The sequence below is a fragment of the Salmonella sp. WC3 genome (genome assembly GCF_042932255.1).
Taxonomy (GTDB): Bacteria; Pseudomonadota; Gammaproteobacteria; order Enterobacterales; family Enterobacteriaceae; genus Salmonella; species Salmonella enterica.
This window is the reverse complement of sequence record NZ_CP170629.1, coordinates 1,810,436-1,826,409: the sequence shown is the minus strand read 5'-3', so window position 1 is coordinate 1,826,409 and position 15,974 is coordinate 1,810,436. Positions and strand designations below refer to the sequence as shown.

Annotated in this window: 13 protein-coding genes; 7 read left to right on the top strand and 6 right to left on the bottom strand. The window is 54.9% G+C overall.

Going from position 1 to position 15,974, the window contains the following annotated elements; translation table 11 throughout:
* Window positions 1-27 precede the first annotated feature (27 nt).
* The gene (gene gsiA / locus ACFK9X_RS08615) at window positions 28-1,899 is read right to left on the bottom strand and encodes a glutathione ABC transporter ATP-binding protein GsiA (protein ID WP_151116165.1); all 1,872 of its coding nucleotides are present in this window, start codon (window positions 1,897-1,899) and stop codon (window positions 28-30) included.
* A gap of 10 nt (window positions 1,900-1,909) precedes the next feature.
* Window positions 1,910-2,851 (bottom strand): beta-aspartyl-peptidase, encoded by a 942-nt coding sequence (iaaA, locus tag ACFK9X_RS08610; RefSeq protein WP_151116164.1) that lies wholly within the window; start codon window positions 2,849-2,851, stop codon window positions 1,910-1,912.
* 203 nt (window positions 2,852-3,054) lie between these two features.
* Between iaaA and moeA the strand changes: the two genes are divergently transcribed.
* The 4 genes from moeA (at window position 3,055) to ACFK9X_RS08590 (ending at window position 8,654) form a co-directional block, all read left to right on the top strand.
* Window positions 3,055-4,290: a molybdopterin molybdotransferase MoeA gene (moeA, locus tag ACFK9X_RS08605; RefSeq protein WP_161126782.1), complete on the top strand. Its 1,236-nt coding sequence runs from the start codon at window positions 3,055-3,057 to the stop codon at window positions 4,288-4,290.
* Window positions 4,290-5,039 (top strand): molybdopterin-synthase adenylyltransferase MoeB, encoded by a 750-nt coding sequence (gene moeB, locus ACFK9X_RS08600; protein ID WP_000829278.1) that lies wholly within the window; start codon window positions 4,290-4,292, stop codon window positions 5,037-5,039. Before moeA ends, moeB begins: the two co-directional genes overlap by 1 nt.
* Before the next feature lie 277 nt (window positions 5,040-5,316).
* On the top strand, window positions 5,317-6,216 hold the full coding sequence (locus ACFK9X_RS08595) for a glycyl-radical enzyme activating protein (RefSeq protein WP_000576953.1): 900 nt from the start codon (window positions 5,317-5,319) through the stop codon (window positions 6,214-6,216).
* Window positions 6,217-6,221: 5 nt separating this feature from the next.
* Window positions 6,222-8,654, top strand: a complete 2,433-nt coding sequence (locus ACFK9X_RS08590; protein ID WP_151116159.1) for a glycyl radical protein — start codon at window positions 6,222-6,224, stop codon at window positions 8,652-8,654.
* Window positions 8,655-8,731: 77 nt separating this feature from the next.
* Here the strand turns inward: ACFK9X_RS08590 and ACFK9X_RS08585 are convergent, their stop codons facing one another.
* The gene (locus tag ACFK9X_RS08585) at window positions 8,732-9,541 is read right to left on the bottom strand and encodes a Cof-type HAD-IIB family hydrolase (RefSeq protein WP_000217910.1); all 810 of its coding nucleotides are present in this window, start codon (window positions 9,539-9,541) and stop codon (window positions 8,732-8,734) included.
* A 261-nt stretch (window positions 9,542-9,802) separates the two neighbouring features.
* Between ACFK9X_RS08585 and ACFK9X_RS08580 the strand changes: the two genes are divergently transcribed.
* Window positions 9,803-11,068, top strand: a complete 1,266-nt coding sequence (locus ACFK9X_RS08580) for a DUF1479 domain-containing protein (RefSeq protein WP_151116157.1) — start codon at window positions 9,803-9,805, stop codon at window positions 11,066-11,068.
* A 121-nt stretch (window positions 11,069-11,189) separates the two neighbouring features.
* Here ACFK9X_RS08580 and ACFK9X_RS08575 read toward each other — a convergent pair whose 3' ends face one another.
* Window positions 11,190-12,785, bottom strand: a complete 1,596-nt coding sequence (locus ACFK9X_RS08575) for an ABC-F family ATPase (protein WP_151116155.1) — start codon at window positions 12,783-12,785, stop codon at window positions 11,190-11,192.
* Between the two features lie 218 nt (window positions 12,786-13,003).
* Here ACFK9X_RS08575 and ldtB point away from each other — a divergent pair, with 218 nt between their 5' ends.
* Window positions 13,004-13,924, top strand: coding sequence for a L,D-transpeptidase (gene ldtB, locus ACFK9X_RS08570; RefSeq protein WP_001056404.1), 921 nt, complete (start codon window positions 13,004-13,006; stop codon window positions 13,922-13,924).
* Window positions 13,925-13,967: 43 nt separating this feature from the next.
* On the opposite strand, the gene ACFK9X_RS08565 is transcribed toward ldtB, so the two are convergent.
* Together ACFK9X_RS08565 and mntR are read right to left on the bottom strand one after the other, a co-directional pair.
* Entirely contained in the window at window positions 13,968-15,080 is a 1,113-nt protein-coding gene (locus ACFK9X_RS08565) for an anion transporter (protein ID WP_151116153.1), read from the bottom strand.
* A complete protein-coding gene (gene mntR, locus ACFK9X_RS08560; protein ID WP_000533542.1) occupies window positions 15,077-15,550 on the bottom strand; it encodes a manganese-binding transcriptional regulator MntR in 474 nt (157 codons plus the stop codon). The genes ACFK9X_RS08565 and mntR overlap by 4 nt, the downstream gene beginning before the upstream one ends.
* A 185-nt stretch (window positions 15,551-15,735) precedes the next feature.
* On the opposite strand from mntR, the gene mntS reads away from it, so the two are divergent.
* Window positions 15,736-15,864 carry a manganase accumulation protein MntS gene (mntS, locus tag ACFK9X_RS08555; protein WP_001001755.1) on the top strand — a complete coding sequence of 43 codons (129 nt, stop codon included), beginning with the start codon at window positions 15,736-15,738 and terminating at the stop codon, window positions 15,862-15,864.
* Window positions 15,865-15,974 lie beyond the last annotated feature (110 nt).

The following is a 15,974-nucleotide window of genomic DNA, read 5'->3' as shown; positions in this document are numbered from 1 at the left end:
TCTCCTGAAACCCTGCCTGTCTGAATGTTATAAGCGCGAGAGCGCATTATCCTGCAGCGGCCGCGCAACATAATGTCCCGGCCCGACCAACTGTAATGAAACGGCGGGCGTCTCTTCGCCACGTTTATGAATATTGCTGGGTATATCATCTGATAGCAGAACGCGTCGCGGCCGGTGTCTGGAGGGATCGGCAACCGGCACCGCCGCCATCAATTTACGCGTATAAGGATGCTGCGGATTTTCAAAAACGGCGCGCCGCGGCCCCATCTCAACAATTTGACCAAGATACATCACCGCCACGCGATGGCTAATTCGCTCCACGACCGCCATATCATGCGAAATAAACAGGTAGGCGATCCCCATTTCCCGTTGTAAATCGAGCAGTAAATTAATGATCTGTCCGCGAACGGAAACATCCAGCGCGGAGACCGCCTCATCGGCAATAATCACTTTAGGATTCAATGCCAGCGCGCGAGCTATGCAGATGCGCTGACGTTGACCGCCGGAAAACTCGTGCGGATAACGCCAGGCATGTTCAGGACGTAATCCGACACGCTCAAGCAACCAGGCCACGCGCTTTGCCGCAGCGTCCCCCTGCCCCAGGCCATGAATCCGTAAAGGTTCCATAATGGAATACCCCACGGTCTGGCGCGGGTCGAGCGAGGCGTAAGGGTCTTGGAAAATACATTGAATATCGCGGCGCAACGGCTGGAGTTTACCCGCAGACAACGTGTCAATGCGCTGGCCGTTAAAGATAATCTCCCCCTGCCGGGATTCAACCAACCGCAGCAGCGCGCGTCCGGTCGTCGATTTTCCGCTACCGGACTCGCCCACCAGCGATAGCGTTTCGCCGGGCCAGAGATCGAAACTGATATTCTCAACGGCATGAACTTCACGCGTAACGCGGTTAAAGAGACCGCTACGCAGCGGGAATCGCGTCACCAGCCCCCGAACCTGGAGAATAGGCTCGCCTTCCACCACCGTGTCTTGCTCAATCTGCGATTCATAAAGGGCTGGTTCGTCAGCGGAAATCAACGGGAAACGGCGTGGCAGCGAGTGGCCGCGCATCGCGCCAAGCTGAGGGACGGCGGCCAGTAACGTTTGGGTATAAGGATGCGTCGGCGCATGGAAAATCTGCTCTACGCTGCCGGTTTCCACGGCCTCGCCCTGATACATCACCAGCACGCGATCGGCAATATCCGCCACGACGCCCATGTCGTGGGTGATAAAAATCACGCCCATCAACATCTCTTGCTGCAACACTTTGATAAGTTGCAGAATTTGCGCCTGGATAGTGACATCCAGCGCCGTGGTGGGTTCATCGGCAATCAATACCGCCGGACGGCAGGATAGCGCCATCGCGATCATGACTCGCTGGCGCATCCCGCCGGAAAGCTGATGCGGATAACGCGATAAAATCGCCTGCGACTCCGGGATCCGTACCTGATCGAGCATACGTTTCGCTTCCGCCAGCGCCTCTTCGTGGCTGGCCCCCTGATGCAAACGAATAGATTCGGCAATTTGCTCGCCAACGGTAAATACCGGGTTGAGCGAGGTCATTGGCTCCTGGAAAATCATGGCGATATCCGCGCCGCGCACACGCCGCATCTGCGCGTCACTCTGCTCAGACAACTCAATCACCTGGCGATTACGCCGACGCAACAGCATTTCGCCGCAGCGCACGTTCGCGCCCGACTGCTCAATCAGCCGCATTAACGCCAGCGCCGTCACCGATTTTCCCGATCCCGACTCGCCGACAATCGCCAGAGTCTCTCCACGCTTCAGGCGTAATGACACATTACGCACGGCGTCTACCTGTTGCCCTTCGTGGTGAAACGCGATATTCATGCCACTGACGGACAGAACATCGCGGCTATCCAGTTCATCGCTGTGCGGCACCTGCGGCTCCTTATTCCCGGTAAATTCCTGTGGTCGGCGTATCCCCGGCATATCCCCAGGCGCGATACATCCCTTCGCTGTTAAACGGCAACGCGACATTACCTTCGTGATCAACGGCGATCAATCCACCGCTGCCGCCCAGCGCCGGTAATTTTGCCATCACCACGCGCTCGCAGGCGTCGGCAAGGCTGAGTCCGCCATATTCCATCAATGCGGCGATATCGTAAGCCGCGAGCGTACGAATAAAGACCTCTCCTGTTCCGGTACAGGAAACGGCGACGCTGGCGTTGTTGGCATAACACCCAGCGCCGACCAGCGGGCTGTCGCCGACGCGCCCGGGCAATTTATTGGTCATCCCGCCGGTAGACGTTGCCGCCGCCAGATTGCCGAATTTATCCCGCGCTACCGCGCCGACTGTACCCATTTTTTTCGTTTCGTCCAGCGGCGCGCCGCTGTGATCGAGCGCCATTTCGCCCGCCGCACGCGCCGCCAGCAATTGCTCGTAACGCGCCGGGGTGGAAAAGATATCCGGCGAAACGCGCGCCATCCCCTGTGAAAAGGCAAAGTTTTCCGCCCCTTCCCCCACCATGAGTACATGCGGGCTGCGCTCCATCACCAGTCTGGCGGCGAGCACAGGATGGCGAACATGACTCACGCCCGCGACGGCTCCGGCCTTCAGGGTATTGCCGTCCATCACGCAGGCATCCAGTTCATGAGTTCCGTCTCGGGTATAGACCGCGCCGATACCCGCATTGAAGAGCGGACACGCTTCCAGCAGGCGCACCGCTTCCGTCACTACATCAAGCGCGCTGTCACCCGCTTCCAGCATCTTTTGCCCGCTTTCGACAATCTCTGACAGCGCCTGGATATAGCGTAGCTCCTGCTCATGGCTCATTTGCGCGCGAGCAATCGCGCCTGCGCCGCCGTGAATCGCAATCACTGCTTTATTCATTTTTAGGGTCCATTAACGGTGGCACACAACTTTTACTATAACTATCAGAATTGTTGTGAGTTATTCATTCGATTTTTGAATATAGAAAGATGCGTAAGGTATGTAAAGGCGCAAGGCCGTCTCTAAGACCGAGGTAGCATACTGCCCGCCACTGTTTTCTGACATAATAGCCGGATTCGATTTTGCCTCGCAGGAGTATGTTCATGAAATTTTCCGCCGGATTGATGCCGCTTGAAACGGCGCTGACCCAGATGCTTTCACGTATTACCCCTCTCACCGCCGTAGAAACGTTGCCGCTGGTGAACTGCTTTGGCCGCATCCTGGCGACCGATATCGTATCTCCCCTTGATGTCCCCGGCTTTGATAATTCAGCTATGGATGGTTATGCGGTACGTGTGGCGGATTTGTCCGCCGATAAGCCGCTGCCCGTCGCCGGCAAAGCATTTGCCGGTCAGCCCTACCAGGGAGAGTGGCCTGCGGGAACCTGCATTCGCATTATGACCGGCGCCCCGGTACCGGCAGGTTGCGAGGCGGTAGTCATGCAAGAGCAGACGGAACAAACCGATGACGGCGTGCGTTTTACCGCCGATGTTCGTTGCGGACAAAACATCCGCCGCCGCGGCGAGGATATTCGCCAGGATGCGGTGGTCTTTCCGGCCGGTACGCGCCTGACTACTGCCGAACTGCCAGTGCTGGCGTCGCTGGGAATTGCCGATGCGCAGGTTGTACGTAAAGTGCGCGTAGCGCTGTTCTCGACCGGCGACGAGCTCCAGCTTCCGGGCCAGCCGCTGGAGGCGGGACAAATTTATGACACTAACCGTCTAACTATACATTTGATGCTGCAACAGCTTGGCTGCGAAGTGATCAATTTAGGCATTATTCCTGACGATCCCGATAAGCTTCGCGCCGCATTTATCGACGCCGACAGCCAGGCCGATGTAGTGATAAGCTCCGGCGGCGTCTCGGTTGGTGAAGCGGACTATACCAAAACCATCCTTGAGGAGCTGGGCGAAATCGCCTTCTGGAAGCTGGCTATCAAGCCAGGCAAACCGTTTGCCTTCGGCAAGCTCAGTAATAGCTGGTTCTGTGGCCTGCCGGGGAATCCAGTCTCTGCGGCGCTCACTTTTTATCAACTGGTTCAGCCCTTACTGGCGAAGCTTGGCGGCAACACGGCAAGCGCAGTGCCGCCGCGCCAGCGTGTACGCACAGCATCTCGCCTGAAGAAAACGCCGGGGCGTCTCGATTTCCAGCGCGGCATTCTGCAACGTAGCGCCAACGGCGAACTGGAGGTCACGACCACCGGACACCAGGGTTCACATATTTTCAGCTCGTTTAGTCTGGGCAACTGCTTTATTGTGCTGGAGCGTGAACGCGGCAATGTTGAGCCGGGAGAATGGGTGGAAGTCGAGCCGTTTAATGCTCTGTTCGGAGGCCTGTAATGGCGGAACTTAGCGACCAGGAGATGCTGCGCTATAACCGACAAATTATTCTGCGCGGCTTCGATTTTGAAGGGCAGGAAGCGTTAAAAGATGCGCGGGTATTAGTGGTCGGGCTGGGCGGACTCGGCTGCGCGGCAACGCAGTATCTGGCCGGCGCTGGCGTCGGGCAACTGACGCTACTCGATTTTGATACCGTTTCCGTTTCCAATCTCCAGCGTCAAACCTTGCACAGCGACGCCACGGTCGGGCAGCCAAAGGTTGAGTCCGCCCGCGACGCGCTGGCGCGAATCAACCCGCATATTACCATTACGCCCGTTAACGCGCGGCTGGACGACGACGCTATGACCAGCCTGATTGCCGGGCATTCGCTGGTACTGGACTGTACTGATAACGTTAGCGTACGTAATCAACTTAACGCCGGGTGCTATACCGCGAAAGTGCCGCTAATCTCCGGCGCGGCAATTCGTATGGAAGGACAAGTTACCGTCTTTACGTATCGGGAAAACGAACCCTGTTACCGCTGCCTGAGCCGTCTGTTTGGCGAAAACGCTCTGACCTGCGTAGAGGCAGGGGTGATGGCGCCACTGATTGGCGTGATCGGTTCGCTACAGGCAATGGAGGCCATTAAGCTGCTGGCGCATTACGGTCAGCCCGCTAGCGGAAAAATCGTCATGTACGATGCGATGACCTGTCAGTTCCGCGAAATGAAGTTGATACGCAACCCCGGCTGTGAAGTCTGCGGACAGTAGCCACTTTACGGATAAACATACCGAAGCACGGTTTATGGCCGTGCTGTATCAACAGATAATTACTGTCATCAGACGCAAAGCCAGCTTACCCAAGCTCCGACTGACGATCGGCTCAAGCAGCGCGGCATCATCTTAAACGCCATACCACAACCTCAAACCGTGATGTTGTACCTCATTTAACGCCTCTTTGTCAGAACCTCTCCATTCGTTGACGCACATCAAGATAACTTTCACTCGAAAGTAATTTAATCTTTATATGAAATAAGAGAGGCCGTTTATGATCTTCAATATTCAGCGCTATTCTACCCACGATGGCCCCGGTATCCGTACCGTAGTATTTCTCAAAGGCTGTTCGTTGGGCTGTCGCTGGTGCCAGAACCCGGAAAGCCGCGCCCGCGCTCAGGATCTGTTATACGACGCGCGGCTGTGTCTCGAAGGATGCGACCTGTGCGCGCAAGCCGCGCCGGACGTCATTGAGCGCGCGCTAAACGGCCTGCTCATCCATCGCGAGAAACTGACCGACGCCCATTTTTCAGTCCTGGCGCATTGCTGCCCCACACAGGCGTTAACCGTGTGCGGCGAAATAAAAAGCGTGGATGAGATCATGGCGACGGTACTGCGCGATAAACCTTTTTACGATCGCAGCGGCGGCGGTCTTACGCTTTCCGGCGGCGAACCGTTTATGCAGCCGGAACTGGCGGCAGAGCTGTTTAAAGCCAGCCATGACGCCGGTATTCATACAGCGGTTGAGACCTGTCTGCATGTTCCATGGAAATACATTGCGCCCTCACTGCCTTATATCGATCTGTTTCTGGCTGATTTGAAACATGTCGCCGACGGGCCGTTTAAGCAGTGGACCGATGGCAGCGCCTCGCGGGTGCTGGAAAATCTCAGGAAACTCGCCGCCGCGGGCAAAAAAATGGTGATTCGCGTCCCGCTGATTCAGGGATTTAATGCCGATGAGGAGGCCATTAAAGCCATTACCGACTTTGCCGCCGACGAACTGCACGTCGGGGAAATTCATTTTCTGCCCTACCACACGCTGGGCATCAATAAATACCACTTACTCAGTCAACCCTATCATGCCCCGGATAAACCACTGGATGCGCCGGCGTTACTTGATTTTGCCCAGAAGTACGCCTGCCAAAAAGGTTTAACCGCGACCCTAAGAGGATAATTATCATGACCCAACTGAAACTGGACACGCTCAGTGACCGCATTAAGGCGCACAAAACCGCGCTGGTACATATCGTGAAACCGCCGGTCTGTACCGAGCGCGCGCAGCATTATACCGAAATGTATCAGCAGCATCTGGATAAACCGATTCCGGTACGCCGCGCGCTGGCGCTGGCCCATCACCTGGCGGAACGCACTATCTGGATAAAACACGATGAACTGATCGTCGGCAACCAGGCAAGTGAAGTCCGCGCCGCGCCGATTTTCCCGGAATATACCGTCTCGTGGATTGAAAAAGAGATCGACGACCTGGCAGACCGGCCCGGCGCAGGTTTTTCCGTAAGTGAAGAAAACAAACGTATTCTGCACGACGTCTGTCCGTGGTGGCGCGGTCAAACCGTCCAGGATCGCTGCTACGGCATGTTTACCGATGAACAAAAAGGGCTTCTGGCGACTGGCATTATCAAAGCCGAAGGCAATATGACTTCCGGCGATGCGCACCTGGCGGTGAACTTCCCGCTGCTGCTGGAAAAAGGGCTTGATGGCCTGCGCGATAAAGTCGCCGAGCGCCGCTCACGCATCAACCTGACCGTGCGGGAAGATCTGCATGGCGAGCAGTTCCTGAAGGCGATTGATATTGTGCTGGACGCGGTAAGCCAGCACATCACGCGCTTTGCCGCGCTGGCGCGCCAGATGGCGGGCGAAGAGTCCCGTGAAAGCCGTCGTAAAGAGCTACTTACCATCGCCGAAAACTGCGAGGTGATCGCCCACCAACCGCCGCAGACCTTCTGGCAAGCACTGCAATTGTGCTACTTCATCCAACTGATTCTACAAATTGAGTCTAACGGTCACTCGGTGTCATTTGGTCGTATGGACCAGTATCTTTACCCCTATTATCGTCGCGATGTCGAACTAAACCAGACGCTGGATCGTGAGCACGCCATTGAACTGCTGCACAGCAGCTGGCTGAAACTGCTGGAAGTAAACAAGATCCGCTCCGGTTCGCACTCTAAAGCCTCCGCGGGCAGCCCGCTGTATCAAAACGTCACCATTGGCGGTCAGAATCTCATCAACGGTCAGCCAATGGACGCAGTGAATCCACTGTCTTACGCCATTCTGGAGTCCTGCGGACGTCTGCGTTCTACCCAGCCCAACCTCAGTGTGCGTTATCACGCCGGAATGAGTAACGATTTCCTTGACGCCTGCGTCCAGGTCATCCGCTGCGGCTTTGGGATGCCGGCGTTTAACAATGATGAAATCGTCATCCCGGAATTTATCAAGTTGGGGATCGAACCACAGGACGCTTACGATTACGCGGCGATCGGCTGTATCGAAACCGCCGTCGGCGGGAAATGGGGTTATCGCTGCACCGGCATGAGCTTTATTAACTTCGCCCGCGTCATGCTGGCGGCGCTGGAAGGCGGTCGCGACGCCACCAGCGGCAAGGTATTTCTGCCGCAGGAAAAGGCGCTCTCCGCAGGCAACTTTAACAATTTTGACGAAGTGATGGCCGCCTGGGATACCCAAATTCGCTACTACACGCGCAAATCGATCGAAATTGAGTATGTGGTCGACACCATGTTGGAAGAGAACGTCCACGATATTCTGTGCTCAGCGCTGGTAGACGACTGTATTGAACGCGCGAAGAGTATCAAGCAAGGCGGCGCTAAATATGACTGGGTATCCGGTCTTCAGGTCGGTATCGCCAACCTGGGCAACAGCCTCGCCGCCGTGAAAAAACTGGTCTTCGAACAGGGCGTTATCGGTCAACAGCAGCTTGCCGCCGCGCTGGCCGATGACTTTGACGGGCTGCCCCATGAGCAGCTGCGCCAGCGTCTGATTAACGGCGCGCCGAAGTACGGTAACGACGATGACAGTGTCGATACCCTGCTGGCGCGCGCTTATCAGACCTATATTGATGAGCTGAAGCAATACCATAACCCGCGCTATGGTCGTGGCCCTGTGGGCGGCAACTATTACGCCGGTACGTCCTCTATCTCAGCAAACGTGCCATTTGGCGCCGCGACTATGGCTACCCCGGATGGTCGCAAAGCGCATACGCCGCTGGCGGAAGGCGCAAGCCCTGCATCGGGTACGGATCATCTCGGCCCGACGGCGGTGATTGGTTCCGTAGGCAAATTACCTACCGGTTCCATTCTCGGCGGCGTGCTGCTCAATCAGAAACTGAACCCAACGACGCTGGAAAACGAATCCGACAAACAGAAACTGATGGTTCTGCTACGGACGTTCTTTGAGGTGCATAAAGGCTGGCATATTCAGTACAACATCGTGTCACGCGAAACGCTGTTGGATGCGAAAAAACATCCGGACCAGTACCGCGATCTGGTCGTGCGTGTGGCAGGCTACTCCGCCTTCTTCACCGCGCTGTCGCCGGACGCGCAGGACGATATCATCGCCCGTACCGAACATATGCTGTAATTTGCCCAGGCGCCATCGGCAATATGTCCGAACTGCCTGATGGCGCTACGTTTAACAGGCCGACGCAGGCCTGTTAATCAGAAGGGATCGGTGCCGTCAAGCACGGCCTGAATGACGTTGAGCGCGCCTTGATGGTTATTATCATCAGTGTGATAGCGTGAAAGCGCTTTGATATTGTCTGCGGCATTGCCCATGGCAAAAGAGTAATGCGCCATTTTCAACATTTCCGCATCATTACCGCTGTCGCCAATGGCGACGACATTCTGTGGCGACCTGTTCCAGCGCTTTAACAGACGACTGATGCCATTCGCTTTATGCAGTCCCGGGATAATCAGGTCGATAAAACCGAAGCCGCTGGTGACGGGCTTCATGATGCCATCCAGAGATACGTGCAGTTTGTCGATAACCAGCGGAATTTGTTCATCGGGCAAATTCAGGGAGAACTTAAACAGGATATCGTCAATGTCGTGATAATCGTTTACCGGCTGCAGGCGGTGATAATGTTTGGCCATCAGCGCCACGAAAGTCTCGGGAGCGTTTTTGCTGACATAAGCGCTTTTCAGACCGCAGGCGACGAAGTTAAGCTGCTTATCCTTCAGCAGTTCGCCAATCACAATCCGCGATTCATGCCGGGTTAGCTCCCCGTGAAACAACTGCTTGCCATGTTCATACACCAGCGCGCCATTTTCTGCGACAAAGGAAATTTCGTCTTTCAGCTCGGGGAAGAAGGAGATCAACTGGTAGTACTGATTACCGCTGGCGACCACAAATTCGATATTACGTTTTTTCAGTTCCTGGTATTGCGCCATGAAGCGTACACGATCGTACTGCTTGGCATCGTCGAGAAAAGTGCCGTCCATATCTGTAACGACAACGTTAACGGTCATACTTAAGCTCCTGGCTGTAACTGCGACCAGAAACATTTTAATAACAATGTGAGCAGAACCACAAATTTATTTCGAATGAAAAGTGGCTGAACGAAAGGAATAGCCGCATAAGACATTAAGGCGTCCTGGCCACCTTACGTTTTCCTCTCGCTTCTCTCCTTGTGCGCTCCTGCAATATTTTAAACTTGCATTAACCTTATTTTAACTTAAATTATCAGATGTAACTAATTTTACTTTCGAACGAAAGATGATGAGGTTGATATGACGACTCCTTTTACCCACGAAACGCTGCCCGCCGACCCAAAAGCGGCCATTCGTCAGATGAAGCAGGCGCTACGCGCGCAAATCGGCGACGTACAGGCGGTGTTCGACCGTTTGAGCGCCACCATAGCAGCCCGGGTGGCGGAAATTAACGATCTGAAGGCGCAGGGGCAGCCGGTATGGCCAATTATCCCTTTTAGCGAACTGGCGATGGGCAACATTAGCGATGCCACCCGCGCCGAGGTTAAGCGCCGCGGGTGCGCGGTGATTAAAGGTCATTTTCCACGCGAACAGGCGCTGGCATGGGACCAGTCGATGCTCGACTATCTGGACAAGAACCATTTTGACGAGGTGTATAAAGGACCGGGGGATAATTTTTTCGGTACGCTGAGCGCCTCCCGGCCTGAAATCTATCCTGTCTACTGGTCGCAGGCGCAAATGCAGGCCCGCCAAAGTGAAGAGATGGCGCTGGCGCAGTCGTTCCTCAACCGTCTATGGCAGGTAGAGCACGACGGCAAGCGATGGTTTAATCCGGATATCAGCATCATTTACCCGGATCGCATCCGCCGCCGCCCGCCGAGCACCACATCCAAAGGACTGGGGGCGCATACCGACTCCGGTGCGCTGGAGCGCTGGCTGCTGCCAGCCTATCAGCGGGTATTCGCCAGCGTGTTTAACGGCAACGTCGAGCAGTACGATCCGTGGAATGCGGCACACCGTACCGAAGTTGAAGAGTATACGGTGGATAACACCACCAAATGCTCGGTATTTCGCACCTTCCAGGGCTGGACCGCGCTCTCCGATATGCTGCCCGGTCAGGGGTTGCTTCATGTCGTCCCTATCCCGGAGGCGATGGCGTATATTCTGCTGCGCCCGCTGCTGGATGATGTCCCGGAAGATGAATTATGCGGCGTCGCGCCGGGCCGGGTGCTGCCGGTTTCTGAACAGTGGCATCCTTTACTGATGGCGGCGTTAACCAGCATTCCGCCGCTGGAAGCCGGGGATTCCGTGTGGTGGCATTGCGATGTCATCCACTCCGTCGCCCCCGTCGAAAATCAGCAGGGCTGGGGCAATGTGATGTACATTCCTGCCGCGCCAATGTGTGAGAAGAATCTGGCCTATGCGCGTAAGGTGAAAGCGGCGCTGGAGACAGGCGCATCACCGGGCGATTTCCCGCGCGAGGACTATGAAACCACCTGGGAAGGGCGCTTCACGCTGCGCGATCTGAATATTCACGGCAAGCGGGCATTAGGTATGGACGTTTGACGGTCGTACCGCCCTTCCCGCTCACCTGCGGTGTGCCCTTTGCCTGGGCGCACCCGTCTTACCGGACCTACGCGCCAGGATACGTAGGCCCGGTAAGCGCAGCGCCACCGGGCGTCAGTGTTTAGCTTTCAATCCCTTTACTACGCAAATAATCGTCGTAGTTGCCGCTGAAGTCCACCACGCGCTCCGGCGTAATTTCAATGACGCGGGTTGCCAGCGAGCTGACGAACTCACGGTCGTGCGAAACAAAGATCAGCGTGCCCTGATACAGCTCCAGCGCCATATTCAGCGATTCGATCGACTCCATATCCAGGTGGTTAGTCGGTTCGTCCATAATCAGGATATTCGGCTTTTGCATCATCAGCTTGCCGAACAGCATACGGCCCTTCTCGCCACCGGAAAGGACTTTCGCAGGCTTTTTGATATCATCCTGGCTAAATAACAGGCGGCCCAGAATACTGCGCACTGCCTGCTCGTCGTCGCCTTCCTGCTTCCACTGACTCATCCATTCAAACACCGTCAGGTCATTTTCGAATTCATATTCGTGGTCCTGCGCGTAGTAACCAATACGCGCGTTTTCCGACCATTTAACGGTGCCGTGATCGGCGTCCAGATCGCCAACCAGCGTCTTCAGCAGCGTAGATTTACCCACGCCATTGGTGCCGAGTACCGCCAGCTTCTCGCCGACTTCGAGCAGCAAATTGACATTTTTAAACAGCGGACCGTTATCAAAACCTTTCGTCAACGCTTCCACTTCCAGAGCGTTACGGAACAGTTTTTTATCCTGCTCAAAACGGATGAACGGGTTCTGACGGCTGGAGGCTTTCACCTCTGCCAGCTTGATTTTATCGATCTGCCGCGCGCGCGACGTTGCCTGACGCGATTTAGAGGCATTGGCGCTAAAACGGCTAACAAAAGATTGCAGCTCGGCAATTTGCGCTTTTTTCTTCGCATTATCGGCCAACAGACGTTCACGTGCCTGAGTCGCCGCCGTCATATACTCATCATAGTTACCCGGATAGACGCGCAAGTCGCCGTAATCCAGATCCGCCATATGCGTACAAACCATGTTCAGGAAGTGACGGTCGTGCGAAATGATGATCATCGTGCTATCGCGCTCGTTCAGCACCTGCTCCAGCCAACGGATAGTATCAATATCCAGGTTGTTGGTCGGTTCGTCGAGCAACAGGATGTCCGGATTAGAGAATAACGCCTGCGCCAGCAGCACACGCAATTTCCAGCCTGGCGCGACTTCACTCATCAGACCGTAATGCTGCTCCAGCGGGATGCCCACCCCCAACAGCAGTTCGCCCGCGCGCGCCTCAGCGGAATAACCGTCCATCTCGCCGTATTTTACTTCCAGATCGGCGACTTTATAGCCGTCTTCTTCGCTCATTTCCGGCAAGGCGTAGATACGGTCGCGCTCCTGCTTGACTTCCCACAGTTCGCCATGCCCCATAATGACAGTATCAAGTACGGTGAATGTTTCAAAAGCGAACTGGTCCTGACGCAGCTTACCGATGCGCTCATTCGGATCGAGGGAAACATTGCCCAGCGTCGGCTCCAGGTCGCCGCCGAGGATTTTCATAAAAGTGGACTTTCCGCTACCGTTGGCGCCAATCAGGCCGTAACGGTTGCCGCCGCCAAATTTGACGGAAATGTTTTCGAACAGCGGCTTACTGCCGAACTGCATGGTAACGTTGCTGGAAACTAACACAGGCTTATCCTGAAAAAAGATGTGACAAACCGCTTATTATGCCACAAGTCTGAAATAAGATCGCGCCCTGTACAAAGGGCTACACTGAACCGTAAGGGAAAAAAACGTGATTTCGTACACATCTGAATTCCCTGTTTACTGGAATGCACCTATAATGCGCTCCCAACATGACAGAATTCTCAACCTACTAGCCTGCTTGGCACAGAATCTCGCATAACATGAATATGAAATTAACAACGCTTTTCGCGGCGGCTTTCGCTGTAGTTGGTTTTTGTAAAACAGCCTCAGCAGTCACTTACCCGCTGCCTACCGATGGTAGCCGTTTAATTGGGCAAAATCAGGTCATCACCGTTCCGGAGGGCAATACCCAGCCGCTGGAGTATTTTGCCGCGGAGTATCAGATGGGGCTGTCCAACATGCTGGAAGCCAACCCGGGCGTGGATACCTTCCTGCCGAAGGGCGGTACCGTGCTGAATATCCCGCAGCAGCTGATCCTGCCGGATACCGTACACGAAGGCATTATCATCAATAGCGCGGAAATGCGCCTCTATTACTACCCGAAAGGCACAAACACCGTTATCGTCCTGCCGATTGGGATCGGTCAGTTAGGTAAAGACACGCCTATCAACTGGACGACCAAAGTTGAACGTAAAAAAGCGGGTCCGACCTGGACGCCTACGGCAAAAATGCACGCTGAATATCGCGCCGCCGGCGAGCCGCTGCCTGCCGTCGTGCCTGCGGGCCCGGATAACCCGATGGGCCTGTACGCGCTGTACATTGGTCGCCTGTATGCTATTCACGGCACCAACGCCAACTTCGGCATCGGGCTTCGCGTGAGCCACGGCTGCGTACGTCTGCGCAACGACGATATCAAATTCCTGTTTGAAAATGTGCCGGTCGGTACCCGCGTGCAGTTTATCGATGAACCGGTAAAAGCCACCACCGAGCCGGACGGTAGCCGTTACATTGAGGTGCATAACCCGCTGTCAACGACGGAAGCGCAGTTTGAAGGTAAGGAAGCGGTGCCGATCACGCTTAATAAGAGCATCCTGGCCGTCACCAACGAGCCTGACGTTGATCAGACCGTCGTACAACAGGCGGTTCAGGATCGTTCCGGGATGCCGGTTCGTCTGAACTGACAGACTCTGCCTGCGAAGCCCGATAGATACTATCGGGCTTCTCTTACGGCATCAGTTGCAATAATCCATATCCCACCAGCGCCGCCCATGCCAGCATCGGCAGCGAATAGAAATGAAACCGCCACCAGATTCGGCAATCGTTCGCCATCCGTAAAGCAATAAGATTTGCCAGCGACCCCGGCAGCAGACCAAACCCGCCGATATTCACCGCCCACGCCAGCAGCGTCGAGGCCGGTACATAGTTCAGCAGGAGAATGGTACTGGGCACATTACTGATAACCTGAGACAAGCCGATAGCGGTTAGCCAAAGTCCCAAGTGAGACAGTGCGCCAACCTGGTTGAAAACGCCCTGCAACGCCGGCAATTGCGTTAGTAGATGGACATCAATAAACATCGCCATAAATACCAACAGCAGCGTCCAGTCCACGCTGACTATCACCCTGCGCGCCAGCACAATAAACCCAGCAGCCACCAACACCAGTCCCCATAACTCTTGCCTGAGCTCCAGCGCGGTAAGAAAAACGACATATAATCCCAGGCAACTCCACACCAGACGGGGCTGCCACTGCGGCGAACGCGTACCGGTATGGTACTGTAACGCCCTACCCGGAAAACAAAACCAGCACAGGAGCAGTAACGTCAGCATCATCATGACGGCAAGCGGCGCCATTTGCCCGCTAAATTCAGCAAAGGTTAAGCCGGAGCGTCCCCACAACAGAATATTTTGCGGATTACCGACAGGCGTCAGCAGCGAACCAGCGTTCACCGCCAACGCTTCAAAAATAATCAATCGGTTGACCGGAATCGCGCACAGTTTTTTCAACGTTATCGTCAGCGGCACAACGATAAACAGCGCGACATCGTTTGTCAGAAAGGTCGACAGCACCGCCGCAGCCAGCACCAGGAACATCGCCAGTTGCCGCTCGGTATGAAATCGGCGCGTCATCTTGCGTCCCAGCACATCAAAATAGCCGCTCAGCTCAACGCCTTTAGTGAGCAACATTAACCCACTGAGGGTAATAATGGTGTGCCAGTCAATCGCGCCAGGCCAGGCGCGGGGCGCAAAAGGAACAAACAGGCTTAACGCCATCCCCACAATGATCAACAACTGAAAAAAACGGTCACGCCGCAGCGCCCGTAAAAAGGCCAGATTCATTCTGCAGATGTTCCATGCTGTTGCGTGAAGGCCAAAAAGGCATCTAATGTCTCCTGGCTGACATGGTGTTCCATCCCTTCCGCATCACGACGCGCGATTTCCGGGCTTACGCCTAATACCAGTAAAAAATTTTCGACAATTTGATGCCGCTCGCGGCTTTCCTGCGCCAGCTTCTCCCCTTCCGGCGTCAGAAAAACGCCGCGCCAGGGGATCATTTGAATAAATCCTAACGATGCCAGGCGCTTAAGCATTTTGGCCACAGTCGGCTGGGAGACGCCGAGCCGCGCCGCCATATCCACCTGACGCGCTTCCCCTACCTCAATAATTAAATCGGAAATCAGCTCAACGTAGTCGTCTATCAACTCACGCCGATGCGCCTCTCTGACCTGACGAAATCCTTCAACGTGTTCTTCTACGTTCACCAATTGCGTCACTTTTTTTGTTGTTGGCGTACCTGCGCGACGACCCATTTTGCTTCCTCGTTTCTGTGACGCGTTAACGCGTCAGCTGACAGAGCGCTCATTGTAAACCAGAGTTGTCTGGGCACAAAAAATTAACGTTTTAGCAATAGCTATAAAACATAGCCTGTGCTATATCTGTATGTAATGCAGACATCCCTCACGGATCGATGGGATAGAAACATCAGGAGGTTTATATGAACGAATTTAAGAGGTGTATACGCGTGTTCAGTCACTCTCCCTTTAAAGTCCGGTTAATGCTGCTCTCTATGTTGTGCGATATGATCAACGGCAAACCGGAGCAGGATAACCCTTCCACGAAATAACGCGGCGGTGCGGTACGCCGCTTTATTTTGCATCCTCAACGGAAATGGCGCCCATTTCCCCTGTTTTTTTTGTGGTTTTGCTATTCTCTTCGCAAAACATTTTCTTTCCG